The following is a 20,472-nucleotide window of genomic DNA, read 5'->3' as shown; positions in this document are numbered from 1 at the left end:
TTATTAAAGCAACGATACCGCCTTAATTCCTGATGAAAGGTCTATCTAAAAACTTGATCTTAATAAATCTATTAAGAGTGAGATGACCCTCAATTGATATTTCATTGCTGAAACTATTTCGCCGCTTTACTTAATTTATAGAGTTACTTTCCGCTTTTTGATAATACACAACGGCCATTTCTTACTGTTAATAGCAGGATTTCTGCGCTCTCTGGCACTGAGCTGATACTTTTGCAGTTGATTGCACTACCTTTAAGTGGTCGTGATCACATTTTCTTGCTCATCCCCGTCACTCCTCCCCGCCTAATCCCCCGTAGGATGAGGAAGGTCAACATGGAGCCTGGCAAACTAACGATAACGTTGTGTTTAATATCTAAGAAAACTGGAACTCCTATGTCACAACCCATTTTTAATGAAAAGCAATTTCAGGAAGCCCTGTCACGCCAGTGGCAGCGTTATGGTTTAACTTCTGCGGCTGAGATGACCCCTCGCCAGTGGTGGTTGGCAGTGAGTGAAGCCCTGGCGGAAATGCTGCGAGCCCAGCCTTTCGTTAAACCGGCGGCGAATCAGCGCCATGTTAACTACATCTCAATGGAGTTTTTGATTGGGCGTCTGACGGGCAACAACCTGTTAAACCTCGGCTGGTATCAGGCTGTTCAGGATTCACTGAAACCTTATGACATCAACCTGACTGACCTGTTAGAAGAAGAGATTGATCCGGCGCTGGGTAACGGTGGCCTGGGGCGTCTGGCTGCGTGTTTCCTCGACTCAATGGCGACTGTCGGGCAGTCTGCCACTGGTTATGGTCTTAACTATCAGTATGGTTTATTCCGTCAATCCTTTGTCGATGGTAAACAGTCTGAAGCGCCAGACGACTGGCATCGCGGTAGCTACCCGTGGTTTAGTCATAACGAAGCTCTGGATGTGCAGGTGGGCATCGGCGGCAAAGTGACGAAAGAGGGGCGCTGGGAACCGGAATTTACCATTACCGGGCAAGCGTGGGATCTTCCAGTGTTGGGCTACCACAACGGTGTAGCACAGCCGCTGCGTTTGTGGCAGGCGACTCATGCTCATCCGTTCAATCTCACCAAATTTAATGACGGTGACTTCCTGCGTGCCGAACAACAAGGCATCAACGCTGAAAAACTGACCAAAGTCCTCTATCCAAACGACAACCACACTGCGGGTAAAAAGCTGCGCCTGATGCAGCAATACTTCCAGTGCGCCTGTTCGGTGGCGGATATTCTGCGTCGCCATCATCTGGCGGGGCGTAAACTGCACGAACTGGCAGAGTATGAAGTTATTCAACTGAACGATACCCACCCGACTATCGCTATTCCAGAACTGCTGCGCGTGCTGATCGATGAGCACCAGATGAGCTGGGATGACGCCTGGGCAATCACCAGCAAAACTTTCGCTTACACCAACCATACTTTGATGCCAGAAGCTCTGGAATGCTGGGATGAGAAACTGGTAAAAGCCCTGCTGCCGCGCCATATGCAGATAATCAACGAAATCAACAACCGCTTTAAGAAACTGGTGGAAAAAACCTGGCCGGGCGATAAAGCGGTGTGGGCAAAGCTGGCAGTTGTGTATGACAAACAGGTTCGCATGGCCAATATGTGTGTGGTAAGCGGCTTTGCGGTGAACGGTGTGGCAGCGTTGCACTCGGATCTGGTAGTGAAAGACTTGTTCCCTGAATACCATCAGCTGTGGCCGAACAAATTCCATAACGTCACTAACGGCATTACCCCACGTCGCTGGATCAAACAGTGCAACCCGGCACTGGCGGCGCTGCTGGATAAATCACTGAAGAAAGAGTGGGTTAACGATCTGGATCAACTGATCCATCTGGAAAAATTCGCCGATGACGCGAAATTCCGTCAGCAATATCGCGAGATCAAACAGGCGAATAAGGTTCGTCTGGCGGAGTTTGTGAAAGCCCGTACCGGTATTGAGATCAATCCGCAGGCGATTTTTGATATTCAGATCAAACGTCTGCATGAGTACAAACGCCAGCACCTGAATCTGCTGCATATTCTGGCGCTGTATAAAGAAATTCGCGAGAACCCGAAGGCCGACCGCGTACCGCGCGTATTCCTGTTCGGCGCGAAAGCGGCGCCGGGCTACTACCTGGCGAAGAATATTATCTTTGCGATCAATAAAGTGGCTGATGTGATCAACAACGATCCGCAGGTTGGCGACAAACTGAAGGTGGTGTTCCTGCCGGATTATTGTGTCTCAGCAGCGGAAAAACTGATCCCAGCGGCGGATATCTCCGAGCAGATCTCCACGGCAGGGAAAGAAGCTTCCGGCACTGGCAACATGAAACTGGCGCTCAACGGCGCGTTAACCGTGGGTACGCTGGATGGTGCGAACGTTGAAATTGCCGAAAAGGTCGGTGAAGAGAACATCTTTATTTTTGGTCATACCGTGGAACAAGTGAAGGCAATTCTGGCCAAAGGCTACGACCCGGTGAAATGGCGGAAGAAAGATAAGGTTCTGGACGCCGTATTGAAAGAGCTGGAAAGCGGTAAATACAGCGACGGTGATAAACATGCCTTCGACCAGATGCTGCACAGTATCGGCAAACAGGGCGGCGATCCGTATCTGGTGATGGCGGATTTCGCAGCCTATGTAGAGGCACAAAAGCAGGTGGATGTGCTGTACCGCGACCAGGAGGCCTGGACTCGCGCGGCGATCTTCAATACCGCCCGCTGCGGTATGTTTAGCTCGGATCGCTCTATTCGCGATTATCAGGCTCGTATCTGGCAGGCAAAACGCTAAGGAAGCTCGATGGAAAGCAAACGTCTGGATAATGCCGCGCTGGCGGCGGGGATCAGCCCCAATTACATCAATGCCCACGGTAAACCGCAGTCGATTAGCGCCGAAACCAAACGGCGTTTGCTTGACGCGATGCATCGAAGTACCGCCACGAAAGTGGCGGTAACGCCAGTCCCGAATGTCATGGTTTATACCAGCGGCAAAAAAATGTCGATGGCGGTAGAAGGCAGCGGCGAATATAGCTGGCTGCTGACCACCGAAGAAGGAACGCAGTACAAAGGCCATGTAACGGGGGGCAAAGCGTTCAATCTACCGACGAAGCTGCCGGAAGGTTATCACACGCTGACGCTTACCCAGGACGACCAGCGCGCACATTGCCGGGTGATTGTCGCCCCGAAACGCTGTTACGAACCGCAGGCGTTGCTGAATAAACAAAAGCTGTGGGGTGCCTGCGTTCAGCTTTATACGCTGCGATCGGAAAAAAACTGGGGTATTGGGGATTTTGGCGATCTTAAAGCGATGCTGGTGGATGTGGCGAAACGCGGCGGGTCTTTCATCGGCCTGAACCCGATTCATGCGCTCTATCCGGCAAATCCGGAAAGTGCCAGCCCATATAGTCCGTCATCGCGCCGCTGGCTGAATGTGGTTTATATCGACGTTAACGCCGTCGAAGATTTCCATCTTAGCGAAGAGGCACAGGCCTGGTGGCAGATGCCGACCACGCAACAGACGCTGCAACAGGCGCGGGATGCTGACTGGGTCGATTACTCCACGGTTACTGCTTTAAAAATGACAGCATTGCGGATGGCGTGGAACGGTTTCGCGCAACGTGATGATGAGCAGATGGCGGCGTTTCGCCTGTTTGTTGCAGAGCAGGGCGATAGCTTGTTCTGGCAGGCAGCGTTTGACGCGCTACATGCACAGCAAGTTAAAGAGGACGAAATGCGCTGGGGTTGGCCAGCATGGCCGCAGGCGTACCAGAATGTGGATTCACCAGAAGTGCGTCAGTTCTGCGAAGAACATCGTGATGACGTCGATTTTTATCTCTGGTTGCAGTGGCTGGCTTACTGCCAGTTTGCCGCCTGCTGGGAGATAAGCCAGGGCTATGAAATGCCGATTGGCTTGTACCGTGATCTGGCGGTTGGCGTAGCGGAAGGTGGGGCAGAAACCTGGTGCGACCGTGAACTGTATTGCCTGAAAGCGTCGGTTGGCGCGCCGCCGGATATCCTCGGCCCGTTGGGGCAGAACTGGGGATTGCCGCCGATGGATCCGCATATCATCACCGCGCGCGCCTATGAACCTTTTATCGAACTACTGCGCGCGAACATGCAAAACTGCGGTGCGCTGCGTATCGACCATGTAATGTCGATGCTGCGTTTGTGGTGGATACCGTATGGCGAAACGGCGGATCAAGGGGCATATGTCCACTATCCGGTGGATGATCTGCTCGCTATTCTGGCGCTGGAAAGTAAACGCCATCGCTGCATGGTGATTGGCGAGGATCTTGGTACGGTGCCGGTAGAGATTGTCGGTAAGCTGCGCAGTAGCGGTGTTTACTCCTACAAAGTGCTCTATTTCGAAAGCGATCACGAGAAGACGTTCCGCGCACCAAAAGCGTATCCGGAGCAGTCGATGGCGGTCGCGGCAACACACGATCTGCCTACGCTGCGTGGTTACTGGGAGAGCGGGGATTTAACGCTGGGCAAAACACTGGGGCTGTACCCGGATGAAGTGGTGCTGCGTGGTTTGTATCAGGATCGCGAACTGGCGAAGCAAGGGCTGTTGGATGCGCTGCATAAATATGGCTGTCTGCCAAAACGTGCCGGGCATAAGGCATCACTAATGTCGATGACACCGACGCTTAATCGTGGCTTGCAACGTTATATCGCCGACAGTAACAGTGCCCTGTTAGGGCTACAGCCAGAAGATTGGCTGGATATGGCGGAACCTGTAAATATTCCTGGCACCAGTTACCAGTACAAAAACTGGCGACGCAAGCTTTCCGCAACGCTTGAGACGATGTTTGCCGATGATGGGGTGAACAAGTTGCTGAAGGATTTGGACAGACGGCGCAGGGCGGCAGCGAAGAAGAAGTAGAGTGCGGTTGATGCCGGATGCGATGCTTGATGCGTCTTATCCGGCCTACTCATTAGAGCAGCCGGATAAGGCATTCACGCCATATCCGGCAGTCAGTATTATCAAATCACCATATTCAGCAGCAGACAGCCTACCAGACCGCACACTGAGATAATGGTTTCCAGCATCGACCAGGATTTGATGGTCTCGCCGATAGTCAGGTTAAAGTACTCTTTGAACAGCCAGAAGCCCGGATCGTTCACGTGAGAGAAAATCACACTACCGGAACCAACCGCAATAACCATCAGCTCCGGGCTAACACCTGTCGTTGCAATCAGCGGTGCCGCGATACCACCCGCAGTGATTGCCGCAACGGTTGCAGAACCCAGCGCGATACGCAGCACTGCGGCAATAGACCACGCCATCAGCAGCGGAGAAATGTTGGTTTCGTGCATCATGGAAGCAATGTATTTGTCCACGCCGCTGTCTACCAGCACCTGCTTGAACGCACCGCCACCACCGATGATTAGCAGCATCATCGCGATGATTTTGATTGAAGAAACCAGCGTGTCGTTAATCTGATCCATCGAACGACCACGGTTCAGACCAAAGGTGAACATCGCGATCAGTACGGCAATCAGCGTTGCCATTACCGGGTCACCGAGGAACTCGGCTACCGGCAGGAAAGCGTGACCTTTAGGCAGGATCATTTCGGCAATCGCACGCATCGCCATCAGCACTACCGGCACCAGAGAGGTCCAGACGCTGACGCCAAAGCTCGGCATCTCTTCTTCGCTGAAGGTTTTCGCGCTGTACAGACCTTCCGGGATCGGCTTATCGATACCTTTCAACACGCGAGCGTAAACCGGACCGGCGAGAATCACGGTCGGGATTGCCAGAATAGTACCGTACAGCAGGGTTTTACCCATATCGGCCTGGAAGATGGTGGCAATCGCAGTCGGACCCGGATGCGGCGGCAGGAAGCCGTGGGTAACAGACAGTGCAGCCGCCATTGGTACACCAACATACAGCAGTGGGATATTTGCAGCAGCGGCGATGGTGAATACCAGCGGCAGCATCAGCACAAAGCCTACTTCATAGAACAGGGCAAAACCGACGGTAAAACCGGTTAATACCACTGCCCACTGGATGTGTTTTTTACCAAATTTGGCAATCAGCGTGGTGGCGATACGTTGTGCGCCGCCACAGTCTGCCAGCATTTTGCCCAGCATCGCACCAAACCCCATGATCAGGGCAAGGCTACCGAGCGTCCCGCCGACACCGGCTTTGATAGAGCCAATAACTTTATCCAGCGGCATCCCTTGCATTAATCCAACAGCAAGCGCCACGAGGACGAGAGCGATGAAGCCGTTCATTTTGAAGCGGATCATCAGGAGTAATAACAAGATTACACCGATAGCAACAATGACTAATGGCATGATTTACCTGGCCTTTAATTTGTTATGGGTAACGTCAGGTTTCTGACGACAAATCCTGGTTGTCCCAACTGGGAACAGAGATATAACGGCACCACGGCTGATGACCCCTAAAACGTATTAGTGTAGTCAGATGTTATGAGTGTGTTTGGTGCCCATGAGAATGATACGGGTAACATAATGCGCTTGAGAATCACCAGAGCGGGGTAAATTTAAATTATGAGAGGTTGGTCATATTATCGTGGGGAGACGAAGGGGATGGAGTAAAGCTGCGCCATAAGAACAACGAAAGCCCGATAAGACGCTTTAGCGTCGCATCGGGCAATCTACAAAAGAGGGGATAACTTAGTAGTAAGAGTGTTCGCCGCGCTGGTGTTCGGTGAGATCGCGCACACCTTTCAGCTCCGGGAATTCGTTCAGCAACTGCTTTTCGATCCCTTCTTTCAGCGTTACGTCGACCATGGAACAACCGTTACAGCCGCCGCCAAATTGTAGAATGGCGTAACCGTCTTCGGTGATTTCCATCAGCGAAACGCGACCACCGTGACCGGCAAGCTGCGGGTTAATCTGCGATTGCAGCATATACTCTACGCGCTCCATTAGCGGGGCATCGTCAGCCACTTTACGCATTTTGGCGTTCGGTGCTTTCAGCGTTAGCTGGGAACCCAGTTGGTCGGTAACAAAGTCGATCTCTGCATCTTCCAGGTATGGTGCGCTTAACTCATCAACATACGCGGTCAGCAGGTCAAATTTCAGGGCGGTGTCGGTGGCTTCCACAGCGTCAGGCGGACAATAAGAAACGCCACATTCAGCGTTAGGTGTGCCAGGGTTAATCACAAATACGCGGATTTGTGTCCCTTCTTCCTGGTTTGCCAGCAGTTTGGCAAAGTGCGCTTGTGCAGCATCGGAAATACGGATCATAGTAATGGCCTAATAGTTGACTATTTTAGTTGGTTATAATACGCCCATCATCGAGGCTCTACAAGGTTCGACAAAGGCACCAGACCTGGACAGTCGCCGCACCATTGCGTAAAAGCAACTGCGCAATCTCTGCGACGGTACTTCCGGTGGTAACGACATCATCCACAATCACCATATGGAGACCTTGCACGGGCAATTCAAGGCGAAAGGCATTTTTCAGGTTGCGCTTGCGCAGACGGGCGTTGAGAAAATGCTGGGGCGCAGTGGCTCTTGTTCGTGTGACGGCTTCGCTATCCCATTGGCAGTGCAACCAGCGTGATAACGGCTGACACAGCAAATCGCTCTGATTAAATCCCCGACGCCAGTGGCGATGCCGCCATAGCGGGACACTGACGATGCGATCCGGCAGATGTAATTCGCTGGTGCGACGGGCGTGTAAGACTTCCAACAGTAACAAACGTGCTAGCGCACTGGCGATTTCACTGCGGCGGGAAAACTTAAGCTGGTGGATGAGCGGGCTTAACGGCGGCGCATAATTGGCGATGGTTACCAGTCTTTGCCACGGCGGTGGTTTTTGCAGGCAACGACCACAGGGGAGATACGAGTGTGTAGCTGGTAATCCACATTGCGGGCATAGCATTTTATCTGTACGTGCGGCGCGGGAGCAGACCGAACAAATCCCCCAATGACCTAGCGCCAGCGGCATTCGGCATAGCCAGCATAATCCCGGTACTGTTAGCATATGTTCATCCTTGTAAGTGAAAAGAGAACAATAGCGGATGAATAACATCTGGTGGCAGACCAAAGGTCAGGGGAATGTTCATCTTGTGCTGCTGCACGGATGGGGACTGAATGCCGAAGTGTGGCGTTGCATTGACGAGGAACTTAGCTCGCATTTTACGTTACATCTTGTTGATCTGCCTGGCTTCGGGCGCAGTCAGGGATTTGGTGCGATGTCGCTTGCTGACATGGCTGATGTCGTGCTGCAACAGGCACCGGATAAAGCCATTTGGTTAGGCTGGAGCCTGGGCGGGCTGGTGGCAAGTCAGATTGCATTAGCCTATCCCGAGCGTGTTCAGGCGCTGGTCACTGTAGCATCGTCGCCATGTTTTAGTGCCCGTGATGGGTGGCCGGGGATAAAACCGGATGTGCTGGCGGGTTTCCAGCAGCAGCTAAGTGAAGATTTTCAGCGTACGGTGGAGCGTTTCCTTGCGTTGCAAACCATGGGGACAGAAACGGCGCGCCAGGATGCGCGGGCGCTGAAGAAAACCGTTCTGGCATTACCGATGCCGGAGGTTGACGTGCTCAATGGTGGGCTGGAAATCCTGAAAACGGTCGATCTTCGTTATCCGCTGCAAAATGTACCAATGCCGTTTTTGCGATTGTATGGTTATCTCGACGGTCTGGTGCCGCGCAAAGTAGTGCCGATGCTGGATGAACTCTGGCCGCACAGCGAATCATATATCTTCGCCAAAGCGGCTCATGCGCCGTTTATTTCGCATCCAGACGAGTTTTGTCAGCAGCTGGTAGCGTTGAAGCAGAGGGTGTAGGTGGCTTTAGAAATGGCGAGACAGAACTTCCTGACTCGCCGCAGCCAACTCTTCTTCTGACACCCCGGTAAAGCGCATGATATCTGCAAGAGGGACTCCGGATTACAGCATTCTTTTGGCGATATCCAGGGCTTCCAGGCGTCGGCCCAATAAATAACCAATCAGGTAACTAATAAGATATTCTCTTTCTGCATCTGTCATTAAAACCATCCTTTACGTTATTGATGATCTATTTCAGCAAGGTCTTCAACCGTCAGGCTGGTAAATCGCAGAACGTCCTCAAGAGAGACTCCGGCATCCAGCATGGTTTTGGCAATATTTAGGGCGTTGGTACGTATACCGTTCTGAAACCCTTCCTGCCGCAATCTTTCCGCAATAGTCATTAAACTCTCCTTGTGTTTCGGTGAACGTTCGGCAACGCCGTCGATAAAATCGTTAAAACGTACCGCATCGCCAGTTTGTAGTATGTAATTAAACAGCCCTTTGATTTGTCTGTCATTAGCGTACCCACTACTTAATAAGCAAGCCATTTGCTCTACCAGCCCCATCAGGTCGCGTTGACGAATATGTTTTTGAATTAACTCCAGCAGCGCCATGCGTCGGTGCTGCATGATTTCATCATCAGGCATGACGGTGATATCAATCAGCGGAAATGCCGAGGCATAAAGCTGCCTTGCCAGTTTGGGATCGGCGAAACAATCCAGCCAACACAGCGAATAGGGATAGGGGCTTTCAATGCCGTGGTAAAACAACAACGGTACGACCATCGGCAACGTTTTGTATCCTGCATCAAGGTGGTTTTGCATTGCGGCAATGGCATAACGCATCATGCGAAATGCGATCAGTCTGTTTGAGGTGCTTTGATGTTCAATCAGGCAATAGATATATCCTGGCCCTTGCTCCGTTTTCACCGACCACAGCACGTCGGAATAGCTTTCACGCAGATCGTCATCGATAAAGCTGCTCGACTCCAGCTTGAGGGTTTTCATATCACAGAGCGCGTGGATGGGTGCCGGTAAATGGAACGCAAGAAAATCGCGTGCCGTGTCCGGTTGGCGTAAAAAGAGTTTGAACAGCGCATCGTGTGGGGTGGAACTCTGTTTTTTGCTCATGGCGTTCCTTCACCTGTTTTTTTGAATGCCGAGACTTTACGCGCCACTCCACGGCTGTGCATCAGCAAGTTTTCATCCCTGCGAGACGCTTTCAGAGGAACTTACTCCATGCTGCAAGAGTTGCATTTTTATGGAAAGCCGCACGCAAAAAAGCCCGGTAGCTAATGCATACCGGGCTTTTCAAAACGAACGATGAAACAAGGTTAACGCAGCATCCACCACTCACGCAGACAGGCTTTTCCTTCCGGGCAGCTTTTACAACTGCCAGAGAGGCAGCCATCAGGTTCTTCCTGAATCCGTACCGCTTTGCCCATATTTTCCAGCTGTTGCAACATAGCGTTAATCATCGGCTGCGGGGTGTTCAGCGTCTGGCTGATCTGGGTCGCTTCCATACGACCCCGTAACGCCAGCAAATCACGCACCTGAATGAGCGAAGCCATTGCCGTGTCCTTAGTGGCAATCGCCAGTGGTGCTGGCTGCGCAGCAACTGCTTACCGTTTTGCGGCTTGCCAGTAGTTCGATATCGACTCGACTACGCGCGCGGCGCAGCAGGCCAATAACCACGATGTTAAACAGGACAACCGCCAGAATGCACACCAGGCTGTAAGTTGGGTGCTGGCTGTAGCTGGCGACCTGATAGAACAATGTTGCCAGCGAGTAAGCGATATTTAGCCCCCACAGGATGGAGAAGCCCATCCAGCCACGGCTTGATTCACGGGCAATGGCACCCATCACCGAAATGCAAGGTACATACAGCAGGACGAATATCAGATAGCTGTAAGCAGCCGCCGCGCTACCGAATTTCTCATCCATCACGCCCATTGCCCCAGTACCCATTTCGCCGTCGCCTTTGCTGGCTTCAATTGGGTTCATCAGTACGCTAAGGCTGAAGGTGTCTTTCAGGCTCTGCCAGGTTTCATCTACCGCGCTGAACAGCTCTTCACCGAGGTTAAATTCCGCCGGATTGAACTCTTCGTCCTGAATGTTTTCTGCGGTATAGAGGGTGTTGAGAGTACCCACCACCACTTCTTTCGCCATTGCGCCAGTAAACAGTCCAACCGTTGCCTGCCAGTTATCTTCATGCACGCCAATCGGCTTGAAGACTGGAGTGATCACGCGGCTGACAGAGGCCAGCGCCGAGTCGTTGATGTTATCGACGATTTTCCCACTCAGCGAGAAGCTGTTGAATGCGCTCAGGAAAATGCTGACGATGATAATCACTTTACCGGCGCGCAGAACGAAGCCTTTCAAACGCTGCCAGGTCTGGATAATCAGACTCTTAATGTGTGGTACGTGATAGACCGGTAGCTCCATGACAAACGGCGTCGCTTCACCGCGCATAATGGTGTATTTGAGCATCAGACCCGTCAGTACCGCCATCACAATACCGATGACATACAGTGAGAACACAGCCAGCGCGCCATTCTGCCCGAAGAACGCGGCAGCAAATACTGCGAAGATTGCCAGACGAGCACCGCAGGACATAAATGGCGCCATCATGATAGTCATCAGACGTTCACGCGGAGCATCAAGAGTGCGCGCACCCATCACCGACGGTACGTTACAACCGAAGCCAACGATCAACGGCACAAAGGATTTCCCTGGCAGACCCAACGCTTGCATCAGACGGTCCATCACAAATGCCGCTCTCGCCATATACCCGGAGTCCTCGAGGAAGGAGAGGAACAGGTACATCATGCCGATCTGCGGCACCAGTGGCAGAACGGTGTTAATACCGCCACCCAGCCCCTGGGCGAGGAAGATAGTCAGCCAGTCAGGGAAGTGGAGCGTGTAGCCAATCCACTGAATACCATGCACAAAGAGTGCCACGGAACCGACGTCAAACAGCGGCTGTAACGCCCCGCCGATGTTGATAGCCAGCAGGAACATCAGATACATCACAAAGAGGAAAATTGGCAGACCGAGGAATCGGTTGAGCACGATTTTATCTACTGCCGTGGTGAAACGGCTGGGTTCTGCCGTCAGGGTATTGCTCACCACATCGCAGATGGCAGCAATACACTGGTAACGCGCATCGGCAATGTGCAGCGCCGGATCGTCCATCTCATTACGCAGACGGGCGAGGGCTGCATCCAGATGCTGCGACGCTTCACCGGCGTAGGCGCGGCTGTAGATATCGCCTTCCAGCATTTGCAGACCCAGCCAGCGGCGATGTTTCAGCGGGATGTCAGAGGGCATTACTTTTGCCAGCGCGTCGGCTTCATTGATGAGCGGCTGGGCGTAATGCACCAGTTCTACATTCTCGTTGGCTTTATAGCGGTCAATTGCCAGTTTCAGGGCTTCAATACCGCGACCACGCGTGGAAACCAGCGGGATCACCGGGCAGCCAAGACGTGCCGACAGCGCATCAATTTCAATGCGAATATTTTGCTTCTCGGCAATGTCGAGCATGTTCAGCGCCACGATGCAGGGAATGCCGAGCTCCAGCAGTTGCAGCGTCAGGTACAGGTTACGCTCAAGGTTAGACGCATCCACCACGTTAATCAGCAGATCGGCGTCGCCACTCAAAATGTAGTGACAGGCGATTTGCTCATCAAGCGAAGTTTGCGATGAGATGGTGGTCAGAGAATAGGTGCCGGGCAGGTCAACCAGGGTGACCTGATGATCGGTGGTGGAGAACTGACCCTCTTTACGTTCGACGGTAACGCCAGCCCAGTTTCCTACACGCTGACGTGCGCCGGTGAGCTGGTTAAATAAGGTTGTCTTGCCAGAATTTGGATTACCAATTAAGCCAATGGTTAATTTTTTCATTGTTATTCTCACCGTATTAACAGGAAACCGCTTCCACTTCTAATAAGGCCAGATCTTTTTTGCGTAATACCAGGCTCACACGGCGAGTTTCGATATGAATGGGATCACCGAGTGGAGCGACGCGCACCACATTAAAAGAGGAGCCAGGTAACATGCCAAGAGAAAGCAGCTTCTGACGATATGCCGGGCTGATTTCACGGGAAAAGCCAGTGATTTTCCACGCAGTATCTGGAGTGTATTGCATAGGTGCCTACTTGTTTCTCATTAACTGGATAACTACCTCATGGGGCGTTTGACAGCGACATGAGACCAGATGATTTGCCAACGAAGGAGAGATGAAATAATCAACAGTACAATGATAATGAGAATGGTTTCTATCAGCAATACTTAAAATGTGTGCGAATGTTGGTTTAGATAATAATCTGACTCAATGTTGATGTGGCTCAAGGTTATATCTGGGTCAAAATAAAATTCGAGTGACGAATTATTAGGGCGGCTTGATGTTTAATTAAGGTTTTAATTGTTAACGATGTGATAAATATTAGCGGAATATATTGTGGTTTTGGCTGTGGAATAAAAATACCGGAGCCAGGCAAGTGCACGGACGGTCCCCTCGCCCCATCGGGGAGAGGGCTAGGGAGAGGGGGGAAAGTTGTGCCTGTTTTGACCCGTAAGCGAGTTTGTCAGCAATCTCAAATGCCGGAGATGTTCTCCGGCACTTTTATGTCAGTTAAGGTGTTTATTGCCAGATGCGGCGTGAACGCCTTATCTGGCCTACGAACCCGTGCAAAGCTGAACCGTAGGCCAGTCATAGTGTTTAACGCTTTTTACCCATTGCTGCTGCCAGCGCATCCATCATCGCACTGTTACCGGCTGTCTGCGCTTCACGACCGCGCGGTTTGGCTTCCGGGCGGTTGTTTTGCGGGCGATCGTTACCGCTGCCGCGACGGGCGTTGGTTTCACCTGGCTGCTCATCCAGACGCATGGTCAGGGCGATACGTTTACGCTGAAGATCCACTTCCAGCACTTTCACCTTCACAATGTCGCCCGCTTTCACCACGGTGTGCGGATCTTCCACAAACTTGTTCGACAATGAAGAGATGTGAACCAGGCCGTCCTGATGCACGCCAATATCGACAAACGCGCCAAAGTTGGTGACGTTGGTGACTGCGCCTTCAAGGATCATACCCGGTTGCAGGTCGTTCATCGTCTCGACGCCATCGGCAAACTGAGCGGTTTTAAATTCCGGACGCGGGTCGCGGCCCGGTTTTTCCAGCTCTTTGATGATGTCGGTTACCGTCGGCACACCGAATTTCTCATCGGTAAAGTCAGACGCTTTCAGGTTACGCAGTTCGCTGCTATTACCCATCAGATCTTTCAGTGCCTGCTGTGTTGCCGCCAGAATGCGTTCAACCACCGGATAGGCTTCCGGGTGAACGGTAGAAGCATCCAGCGGGTTATCGCCGTGGTTAATTCTCAGGAAGCCCGCGCATTGCTCGAAGGCTTTCGGCCCCAGACGGCTGACTTTTAACAGTTGCTGACGGTTCTGGAACTGACCGTTCTCGTCACGCCAGGCAACTATGTTTTGCGCCATCATGCGCGTCAGACCCGCCACGCGGGTTAACAGCGGAACAGAAGCGGTATTCAGATCAACACCAACGGCGTTTACGCAGTCTTCTACTACTGCGTCCAGTTTGCGAGCCAGCTGCGTCTGGCTGACATCATGCTGGTACTGACCTACGCCGATAGATTTCGGATCGATTTTCACCAGTTCTGCCAGCGGATCCTGCAAACGACGGGCAATAGATACCGCGCCACGCAGCGAAACATCCAGATCCGGGAACTCCTGCGCTGCCAGCTCGGAAGCCGAGTAAACCGATGCGCCTGCTTCGCTGACGATCACTTTCTGCGCGGTCACTTTCGGGAACTGCTTCTGCACGTCGAGATAGAAACGCTCGGTTTCGCGGGAAGCCGTACCGTTACCAATTGCCACCAGTTCAACGTTATGTTTTTCACACAAAGCGGCAACGGTCATCGCCGCTTTTGCGGCTTGCCCGGTGTGCGGATAAATGGTGTCGGTCGCCACCAGTTTGCCGGTTGCATCGACCACCGCGACTTTTACCCCGGTGCGCAGACCCGGATCGAGCCCCATCGTCGCACGCAGTCCGGCAGGGGCTGCCATCAGCAGATCGTGCAGGTTACGGGCAAAGACGTTAATCGCTTCATCTTCCGCACGTTCGCGCACGGTGCCCATCAGTTCGGTTTCCAGGTGCATCAGTACCTTGATGCGCCACGTCCAGCTCACCACGCCTTTACGCCAGCTATCCGCCGGGGCATTGTTCAGGCGCAGGCCGAGATGATCCATGATGATTTGCTCGCAATAGCTCTCTTTCGGCGGCTCATCGAACTGTGGATCGGCATTCAGCGAAAGCTGGAGTATGCCTTCGTTACGACCACGGAACATCGCCAGTGCGCGGTGAGAAGGCACCGTTGACAGCGGTTCGTGATGATCGAAATAGTCGCGGAATTTTGCCCCTTCCTCTTCTTTACCGCTCACCACCGTAGAAACCAAATGCGCGTTCTTCCACAGATAATCACGGACTTTCGCCAGGAGAGCGGCATCTTCGGCAAAACGTTCCATCAGAATGTAGCGCGCGCCGTCCAGCGCGGCTTTGGTATCTGCCACGCCTTTATCGGCATCAACATATTGTGCGGCGGCGACTTCCGGCGTATGTGACGGATCGTTCCACAGCAGGTCAGCCAACGGCTCAAGACCTGCTTCAATGGCGATTTGCCCACGGGTGCGACGTTTAGGTTTGTAGGGCAGATAGAGGTCTTCGAGTTCGGTTTTGCTTAAGGTGGCGTTGATGGCATTCGCCAGCTCATCGGTGAGTTTACCTTGCTCAGAAATGGACTTGAGGATCGCCTGACGTCTCTCTTCCAGCTCGCGCAGGTAGCTCAGACGCGTTTCCAGATTACGCAACTGCGTGTCATCCAGACCGCCGGTGATTTCCTTACGATAACGTGCGATAAACGGCACGGTATTCCCTTCGTCAAGCAGGCGAACGGCGGCTTCAACCTGTTCCGGGCGCGCCTGAATTTCACCCGCAATAATGCGGCAGAACGAATCATTCATCATGGTTTGAGTTCATCTTTTCGGATCAAAAATCAGGGGATAGTTATACGGACTGGCTGGCAAAAATGCCAGCCAAAGGCTGGAGGTTAAGACTCTTCCTTACGGTTTCACGTACTCGATGGCATTAACATACCAGCTCGCTTCCCCGGCAGGCGTATTCACCACCGCCAGATCGCCCACTTCTTTTTTCAGCAATGCGCGAGCCATCGGGGAATCGATAGAGATGTAATCTTTACGACCAAAAATTTCATCGTAGCCGACAATTCTAAAACGGTGAGTCACGCCATCGTCGTTTTCAATCTCTACCCAAGCGCCAAAGAAGACCTTGCCTTCCTGCTGCGGGGAATAATCGACGATTTTGAGATTTTCCATGCATTTAGTGAGATAGCGCACGCGACGGTCGATTTCACGCAGGCGCTTTTTATTATACTGATAGTCAGCATTTTCACTGCGGTCGCCCAGACTTGCAGCCCAGGTCACCTTTTTTGTGACCTCCGGGCGTTCTTCACGCCAGAGGTAATTTAGCTCTTGTTTGAGTTTTTCATACCCTTCCCGGGTAACCAGGGGCGTTTTCATCTCGTTGATTCCCTTTGTCTGTTTGATAATGCGCACATTGGGTATAACGTGATCATATCAACAGAATCAATAATGTTTCGCCGAATAAATTGTATACTTAAGCTGCTGTTTAATATGCTTTGTAACAATTTAGGCTGAAATTCATACCAGATTTTGCTGGTGACGAACGTAAGCTTTTTTAAGAATACACGCTTACAAATTGTTGCGAACCTTTGGGAGTACAAAGAATGCAAGAGAACTACAAGATTCTGGTGGTCGATGACGACATGCGCCTGCGCGCGCTGCTGGAGCGTTATCTCACCGAACAAGGCTTCCAGGTTCGAAGCGTCGCTAATGCAGAACAGATGGATCGCCTGCTGACTCGTGAATCTTTCCATCTTATGGTACTGGATTTGATGTTACCTGGTGAAGATGGCTTGTCGATTTGCCGACGTCTTCGTAGCCAGAGTAACCCGATGCCGATCATTATGGTGACGGCGAAAGGGGAAGAAGTAGACCGTATCGTTGGCCTGGAGATTGGCGCTGACGACTATATTCCAAAACCGTTTAACCCGCGCGAGCTGCTGGCTCGTATTCGTGCAGTGCTGCGTCGTCAGGCGAACGAACTGCCGGGCGCGCCGTCACAGGAAGAAGCAGTAATTGCTTTTGGTAAGTTCAAACTAAACCTCGGTACGCGTGAAATGTTCCGCGAAGATGAGCCGATGCCGCTCACCAGTGGTGAATTTGCGGTACTGAAGGCGCTGGTCAGCCATCCGCGTGAGCCGCTGTCCCGCGATAAGCTGATGAACCTTGCCCGTGGCCGTGAATATTCTGCAATGGAACGCTCCATCGACGTGCAGATCTCGCGTCTGCGCCGCATGGTGGAAGAAGATCCGGCACATCCACGTTACATTCAGACCGTCTGGGGTCTGGGCTACGTCTTCGTGCCGGACGGTTCTAAAGCATGAGGCGATTGCGCTTCTCGCCACGAAGTTCATTTGCCCGCACGTTATTGCTCATCGTCACCTTGCTGTTTGTCAGCCTGGTGACGACTTATCTGGTGGTGCTGAACTTCGCGATTTTGCCGAGCCTCCAGCAGTTTAATAAAGTCCTCGCTTACGAAGTGCGTATGCTGATGACCGACAAACTGCAACTGGAGGACGGCACGCAGTTGGTTGTGCCTCCCGCTTTCCGTCGGGAGATCTACCGTGAGCTGGGGATCTCTCTCTACTCCAATGAAGCCGCTGAAGAGGCCGGGCTGCGTTGGGCGCAACATTACGAATTCTTAAGCCATCAGATGGCGCAGCAGCTTGGCGGCCCGACGGAAGTCCGCGTCGAGGTCAACAAAAGCTCGCCTGTCGTCTGGCTGAAAACCTGGCTGTCGCCCAATATCTGGGTACGTGTGCCGCTGACCGAAATTCATCAGGGCGATTTCTCCCCGCTGTTCCGCTATACGCTGGCGATAATGCTGTTAGCAATAGGCGGCGCGTGGCTATTTATTCGTATTCAGAACAGACCCTTAGTCGATCTCGAACATGCTGCTTTGCAGGTGGGTAAGGGGATTATTCCGCCGCCGCTGCGTGAATATGGCGCTTCGGAGGTGCGTTCGGTTACCCGCGCCTTCAACCATATGGCGGCAGGCGTTAAGCAACTGGCAGATGATCGCACATTGCTGATGGCAGGGGTAAGCCACGACCTGCGCACGCCGCTGACGCGTATTCGCCTGGCGACTGAGATGATGAGCGAGCAGGATGGCTACCTGGCAGAATCGATCAATAAAGATATCGAAGAGTGCAACGCCATCATTGAGCAATTTATCGACTACTTGCGCACCGGGCAGGAGATGCCGATGGAACTGGCGGATCTTAACGCTGTGCTTGGTGAGGTGATTGCCGCCGAAAGTGGCTATGAGCGGGAAATTGATACCGCGCTTGAGCCGGGCAGCATTGAGGTGAAAATGCACCCTCTGTCGATCAAACGCGCGGTGGCGAATATGGTAGTGAACGCCGCCCGCTACGGCAATGGCTGGATTAAAGTCAGCAGTGGAACGGAGCCGAATCGCGCCTGGTTCCAGGTGGAAGATGACGGCCCAGGTATTGAACCGGAGCAGCGTAAGCACCTGTTCCAGCCGTTTGTCCGTGGTGACAGTGCGCGCACTATCAGTGGCACTGGCTTAGGGCTGGCGATTGTGCAGCGGATTATCGATAACCATAACGGGATGCTGGAACTTGGCACCAGCGAGCGGGGCGGGCTTTCCATTCGCGCCTGGCTGCCATTGCCGGTAACGCGGGCGCAGGGTGCGACAAAAGAAGGGTAAATAAAACGGGAGGCGAAGGTGCCTCCCGTTTTGCTTTCTATAAGATACTGGATAGATATTCTCCAGCTTCAAACCATTACAGCTTCGGACCAGCCGCTACCAGCGCAGCACCCGCAGGGGTGTCGGTATATTTATCGAAGTTGTCGATAAACAGTTTCGCCAGCGTTTCAGCTTTTTCCTGCCATTGTTCCGGAGAGGCGTAAGTGTTACGCGGATCGAGGATCTTCGTGTCAACGCCCGGCAGTTCTGTCGGGATCGCCAGGTTAAACATCGGCAGAGTGAAGGTTTCTGCGTTATCCAGCGAACCATTCAGAATAGCGTCGATAATGGCGCGGGTATCTTTAATGGAGATACGTTTGCCAGTGCCGTTCCAGCCGGTGTTAACCAGATACGCCTGCGCGCCCGCCGCCTGCATACGTTTCACCAGCACTTCTGCGTACTGAGTCGGGTGCAGCGACAGGAACGCCGCGCCGAAGCAGGCGGAGAAGGTTGGCGTCGGTTCGGTGATGCCGCGTTCAGTACCGGCCAGTTTGGCGGTGAAGCCAGAGAGGAAGTGGTACTGAGTTTGATCGGCAGTCAGACGAGAAACCGGCGGCAATACGCCGAAAGCATCTGCGGTCAGGAAGATAACTTTAGTTGCGTGGCCTGCTTTGGAGACCGGCTTAACGATGTTTTCGATGTGATAGATCGGATAAGAAACGCGGGTGTTCTCGGTTTTTGAACCATCGTCAAAGTCGATAGTGCCATCTTCACGCACGGTGACGTTTTCCAGCAGCGCATCGCGACGGATAGCGTTGTAGATTTCGGGTTCCGCTTCTTTCGACAGCTTGATGGTTTTCGCGTAGCAGCCGCCTTCGAAGTTAAACACGCCGTCATCGTCCCAGCCGTGTTCGTCATCGCCAATCAGACGGCGTTTCGGGTCGGTGGAAAGGGTGGTTTTACCCGTGCCAGAAAGGCCGAAGAACACTGCAACGTCGCCTTTCTCGCCAACGTTGGCGGAGCAGTGCATGGAGGCAATGCCTTTCAGCGGCAGCAGGTAGTTCATCATCGAGAACATCCCTTTCTTCATTTCGCCGCCGTACCAGGTGCCGCCAATTAACTGCATACGCTCAGTCAGGTTAAACGCGACGAAGTTTTCAGAGTTCAGACCCTGTTCTTTCCACTGCGGGTTAGTGCACTTCGCGCCGTTCATAACGATAAAGTCTGGTTTGAAACCTGCCAGCTCTTCATCGCTCGGGCGAATAAACATGTTCTTGACGAAATGCGCCTGCCAGGCCACTTCGGTGATGAACCGGACGGAAAGACGAGTATCCGGGTTAGCGCCACAGAATGCGTCTACAACAAACAGACGTTTGCCGGAAAGCTGTTTGGTTACCAGGCCTTTCAGATGTTGCCAGGTTTCAGGGGAGAGAGGTTTGTTGTCGTTCTTACCTTTGCCTTTGTCTGCCCACCAGAAGGTATCGCGAGTGGTATCGTCACGGACGATATACTTATCTTTTGGTGAACGGCCGGTGAAGATTCCGGTATCGACGGCAACGGCGCCCAGATTAGTTAACACCCCGCGCTCATAACCGGTCAGGCTCGGATCGAGCTCTTCCTGATACAGCAGGTCGTAGCTTGGGTTGTAAACGATATCATGTACGTCACTGATACCATAAGCCTCGAGTTCTTGCGGGGTCAAACCATTGTTAACGCGCATTTCACTGCTCCTTAGCCAATATGTATTGCCTGAATAGTAAAGTCTTTTTGGGGGTGTTAACCGCGACAAGGCTCATAGATTTACGTATCTGGAGAAATTCATATTTGACAAAAC

General features: G+C 52.6%; 15 protein-coding genes and 1 pseudogene. 5 read left to right on the top strand and 11 right to left on the bottom strand.

Going from position 1 to position 20,472, the window contains the following annotated elements; translation table 11 throughout:
• Positions 1-393 precede the first annotated feature (393 nt).
• Together malP and malQ are read left to right on the top strand one after the other, a co-directional pair.
• Positions 394-2,787: a maltodextrin phosphorylase gene (gene malP / locus A7098_RS17750; RefSeq protein WP_105281189.1), complete on the top strand. Its 2,394-nt coding sequence runs from the start codon at positions 394-396 to the stop codon at positions 2,785-2,787.
• 9 nt (positions 2,788-2,796) lie between these two features.
• The gene (malQ, locus tag A7098_RS17745) at positions 2,797-4,881 is read left to right on the top strand and encodes a 4-alpha-glucanotransferase (protein ID WP_105281188.1); all 2,085 of its coding nucleotides are present in this window, start codon (positions 2,797-2,799) and stop codon (positions 4,879-4,881) included.
• Positions 4,882-4,982: 101 nt separating this feature from the next.
• Here the strand turns inward: malQ and gntT are convergent, their stop codons facing one another.
• The 3 genes from gntT to gntX form a co-directional block, all read right to left on the bottom strand.
• A complete protein-coding gene (gene gntT / locus A7098_RS17740) occupies positions 4,983-6,299 on the bottom strand; it encodes a gluconate transporter (RefSeq protein WP_001131744.1) in 1,317 nt (438 codons plus the stop codon).
• Between the two features lie 342 nt (positions 6,300-6,641).
• Positions 6,642-7,217: a Fe-S biogenesis protein NfuA gene (gene nfuA, locus A7098_RS17735; RefSeq protein WP_000619389.1), complete on the bottom strand. Its 576-nt coding sequence runs from the start codon at positions 7,215-7,217 to the stop codon at positions 6,642-6,644.
• 58 nt (positions 7,218-7,275) lie between these two features.
• Positions 7,276-7,959, bottom strand: a complete 684-nt coding sequence (gntX, locus tag A7098_RS17730; RefSeq protein ID WP_010348483.1) for a DNA utilization protein GntX — start codon at positions 7,957-7,959, stop codon at positions 7,276-7,278.
• A gap of 37 nt (positions 7,960-7,996) precedes the next feature.
• Here gntX and bioH point away from each other — a divergent pair, with 37 nt between their 5' ends.
• Positions 7,997-8,767, top strand: a complete 771-nt coding sequence (gene bioH, locus A7098_RS17725) for a pimeloyl-ACP methyl ester esterase BioH (RefSeq protein WP_001060058.1) — start codon at positions 7,997-7,999, stop codon at positions 8,765-8,767.
• 6 nt (positions 8,768-8,773) lie between these two features.
• On the opposite strand, the pseudogene A7098_RS23990 reads toward bioH, so the two are convergent.
• From A7098_RS23990 to greB, 7 genes and pseudogenes are all read right to left on the bottom strand, one after another.
• Positions 8,774-8,914: pseudogene (locus A7098_RS23990) on the bottom strand (hypothetical protein); the annotation flags it as partial.
• A gap of 71 nt (positions 8,915-8,985) precedes the next feature.
• Positions 8,986-9,879 (bottom strand): recombination-promoting nuclease RpnA, encoded by an 894-nt coding sequence (rpnA, locus tag A7098_RS17720; protein ID WP_105281187.1) that lies wholly within the window; start codon positions 9,877-9,879, stop codon positions 8,986-8,988.
• A 203-nt stretch (positions 9,880-10,082) separates the two neighbouring features.
• Positions 10,083-10,319: a [Fe-S]-dependent transcriptional repressor FeoC gene (gene feoC, locus A7098_RS17715; protein ID WP_000157593.1), complete on the bottom strand. Its 237-nt coding sequence runs from the start codon at positions 10,317-10,319 to the stop codon at positions 10,083-10,085.
• A 10-nt stretch (positions 10,320-10,329) separates the two neighbouring features.
• A complete protein-coding gene (gene feoB / locus A7098_RS17710; RefSeq protein WP_000737001.1) occupies positions 10,330-12,651 on the bottom strand; it encodes a Fe(2+) transporter permease subunit FeoB in 2,322 nt (773 codons plus the stop codon).
• Between the two features lie 16 nt (positions 12,652-12,667).
• Positions 12,668-12,895, bottom strand: coding sequence for a ferrous iron transporter A (gene feoA / locus A7098_RS17705; protein WP_001200455.1), 228 nt, complete (start codon positions 12,893-12,895; stop codon positions 12,668-12,670).
• Positions 12,896-13,468: 573 nt separating this feature from the next.
• The gene (locus A7098_RS17695; RefSeq protein WP_105281186.1) at positions 13,469-15,790 is read right to left on the bottom strand and encodes a Tex family protein; all 2,322 of its coding nucleotides are present in this window, start codon (positions 15,788-15,790) and stop codon (positions 13,469-13,471) included.
• 96 nt (positions 15,791-15,886) lie between these two features.
• Complete coding sequence (gene greB, locus A7098_RS17690; protein ID WP_000856744.1) at positions 15,887-16,363, bottom strand: transcription elongation factor GreB; 477 nt, start codon at positions 16,361-16,363, stop codon at positions 15,887-15,889.
• Positions 16,364-16,590: 227 nt separating this feature from the next.
• Between greB and ompR the strand changes: the two genes are divergently transcribed.
• Both ompR and envZ read left to right on the top strand, forming a co-directional pair.
• Positions 16,591-17,310 (top strand): two-component system response regulator OmpR, encoded by a 720-nt coding sequence (gene ompR / locus A7098_RS17680; RefSeq protein ID WP_001157751.1) that lies wholly within the window; start codon positions 16,591-16,593, stop codon positions 17,308-17,310.
• Positions 17,307-18,659, top strand: coding sequence for a two-component system sensor histidine kinase EnvZ (gene envZ, locus A7098_RS17675; RefSeq protein WP_001253701.1), 1,353 nt, complete (start codon positions 17,307-17,309; stop codon positions 18,657-18,659). Before ompR ends, envZ begins: the two co-directional genes overlap by 4 nt.
• A 76-nt stretch (positions 18,660-18,735) precedes the next feature.
• Here envZ and pckA read toward each other — a convergent pair whose 3' ends face one another.
• A complete protein-coding gene (gene pckA / locus A7098_RS17670) occupies positions 18,736-20,358 on the bottom strand; it encodes a phosphoenolpyruvate carboxykinase (ATP) (RefSeq protein ID WP_001309803.1) in 1,623 nt (540 codons plus the stop codon).
• Positions 20,359-20,472: the final 114 nt, after the last annotated feature.

It is taken from the genome of Escherichia sp. MOD1-EC7011 (assembly GCF_002965005.1).
GTDB classification, from domain to species: Bacteria; Pseudomonadota; Gammaproteobacteria; order Enterobacterales; family Enterobacteriaceae; genus Escherichia; species Escherichia ruysiae.
This window is presented reverse-complemented; position numbering and strand designations above follow the sequence as displayed.

Excerpts from the sequence above, each read along its gene's own strand:
- malP (WP_105281189.1), top strand. The coding sequence starts at position 394 with ATGTCACAACCCATTTTTAATGAAAAGCAATTTCAGGAAGCCCTGTCA.
- malQ (WP_105281188.1), top strand. The coding sequence starts at position 2,797 with ATGGAAAGCAAACGTCTGGATAATGCCGCGCTGGCGGCGGGGATCAGC.
- gntT (WP_001131744.1), bottom strand. The coding sequence starts at position 6,299 with ATGCCATTAGTCATTGTTGCTATCGGTGTAATCTTGTTATTACTCCTG.
- nfuA (WP_000619389.1), bottom strand. The coding sequence starts at position 7,217 with ATGATCCGTATTTCCGATGCTGCACAAGCGCACTTTGCCAAACTGCTG.
- gntX (WP_010348483.1), bottom strand. The coding sequence starts at position 7,959 with ATGCTAACAGTACCGGGATTATGCTGGCTATGCCGAATGCCGCTGGCG.
- bioH (WP_001060058.1), top strand. The coding sequence starts at position 7,997 with ATGAATAACATCTGGTGGCAGACCAAAGGTCAGGGGAATGTTCATCTT.
- rpnA (WP_105281187.1), bottom strand. The coding sequence starts at position 9,879 with ATGAGCAAAAAACAGAGTTCCACCCCACACGATGCGCTGTTCAAACTC.
- feoC (WP_000157593.1), bottom strand. The coding sequence starts at position 10,319 with ATGGCTTCGCTCATTCAGGTGCGTGATTTGCTGGCGTTACGGGGTCGT.
- feoB (WP_000737001.1), bottom strand. The coding sequence starts at position 12,651 with ATGAAAAAATTAACCATTGGCTTAATTGGTAATCCAAATTCTGGCAAG.
- feoA (WP_001200455.1), bottom strand. The coding sequence starts at position 12,895 with ATGCAATACACTCCAGATACTGCGTGGAAAATCACTGGCTTTTCCCGT.
- A7098_RS17695 (WP_105281186.1), bottom strand. The coding sequence starts at position 15,790 with ATGATGAATGATTCGTTCTGCCGCATTATTGCGGGTGAAATTCAGGCG.
- greB (WP_000856744.1), bottom strand. The coding sequence starts at position 16,363 with ATGAAAACGCCCCTGGTTACCCGGGAAGGGTATGAAAAACTCAAACAA.
- ompR (WP_001157751.1), top strand. The coding sequence starts at position 16,591 with ATGCAAGAGAACTACAAGATTCTGGTGGTCGATGACGACATGCGCCTG.
- envZ (WP_001253701.1), top strand. The coding sequence starts at position 17,307 with ATGAGGCGATTGCGCTTCTCGCCACGAAGTTCATTTGCCCGCACGTTA.
- pckA (WP_001309803.1), bottom strand. The coding sequence starts at position 20,358 with ATGCGCGTTAACAATGGTTTGACCCCGCAAGAACTCGAGGCTTATGGT.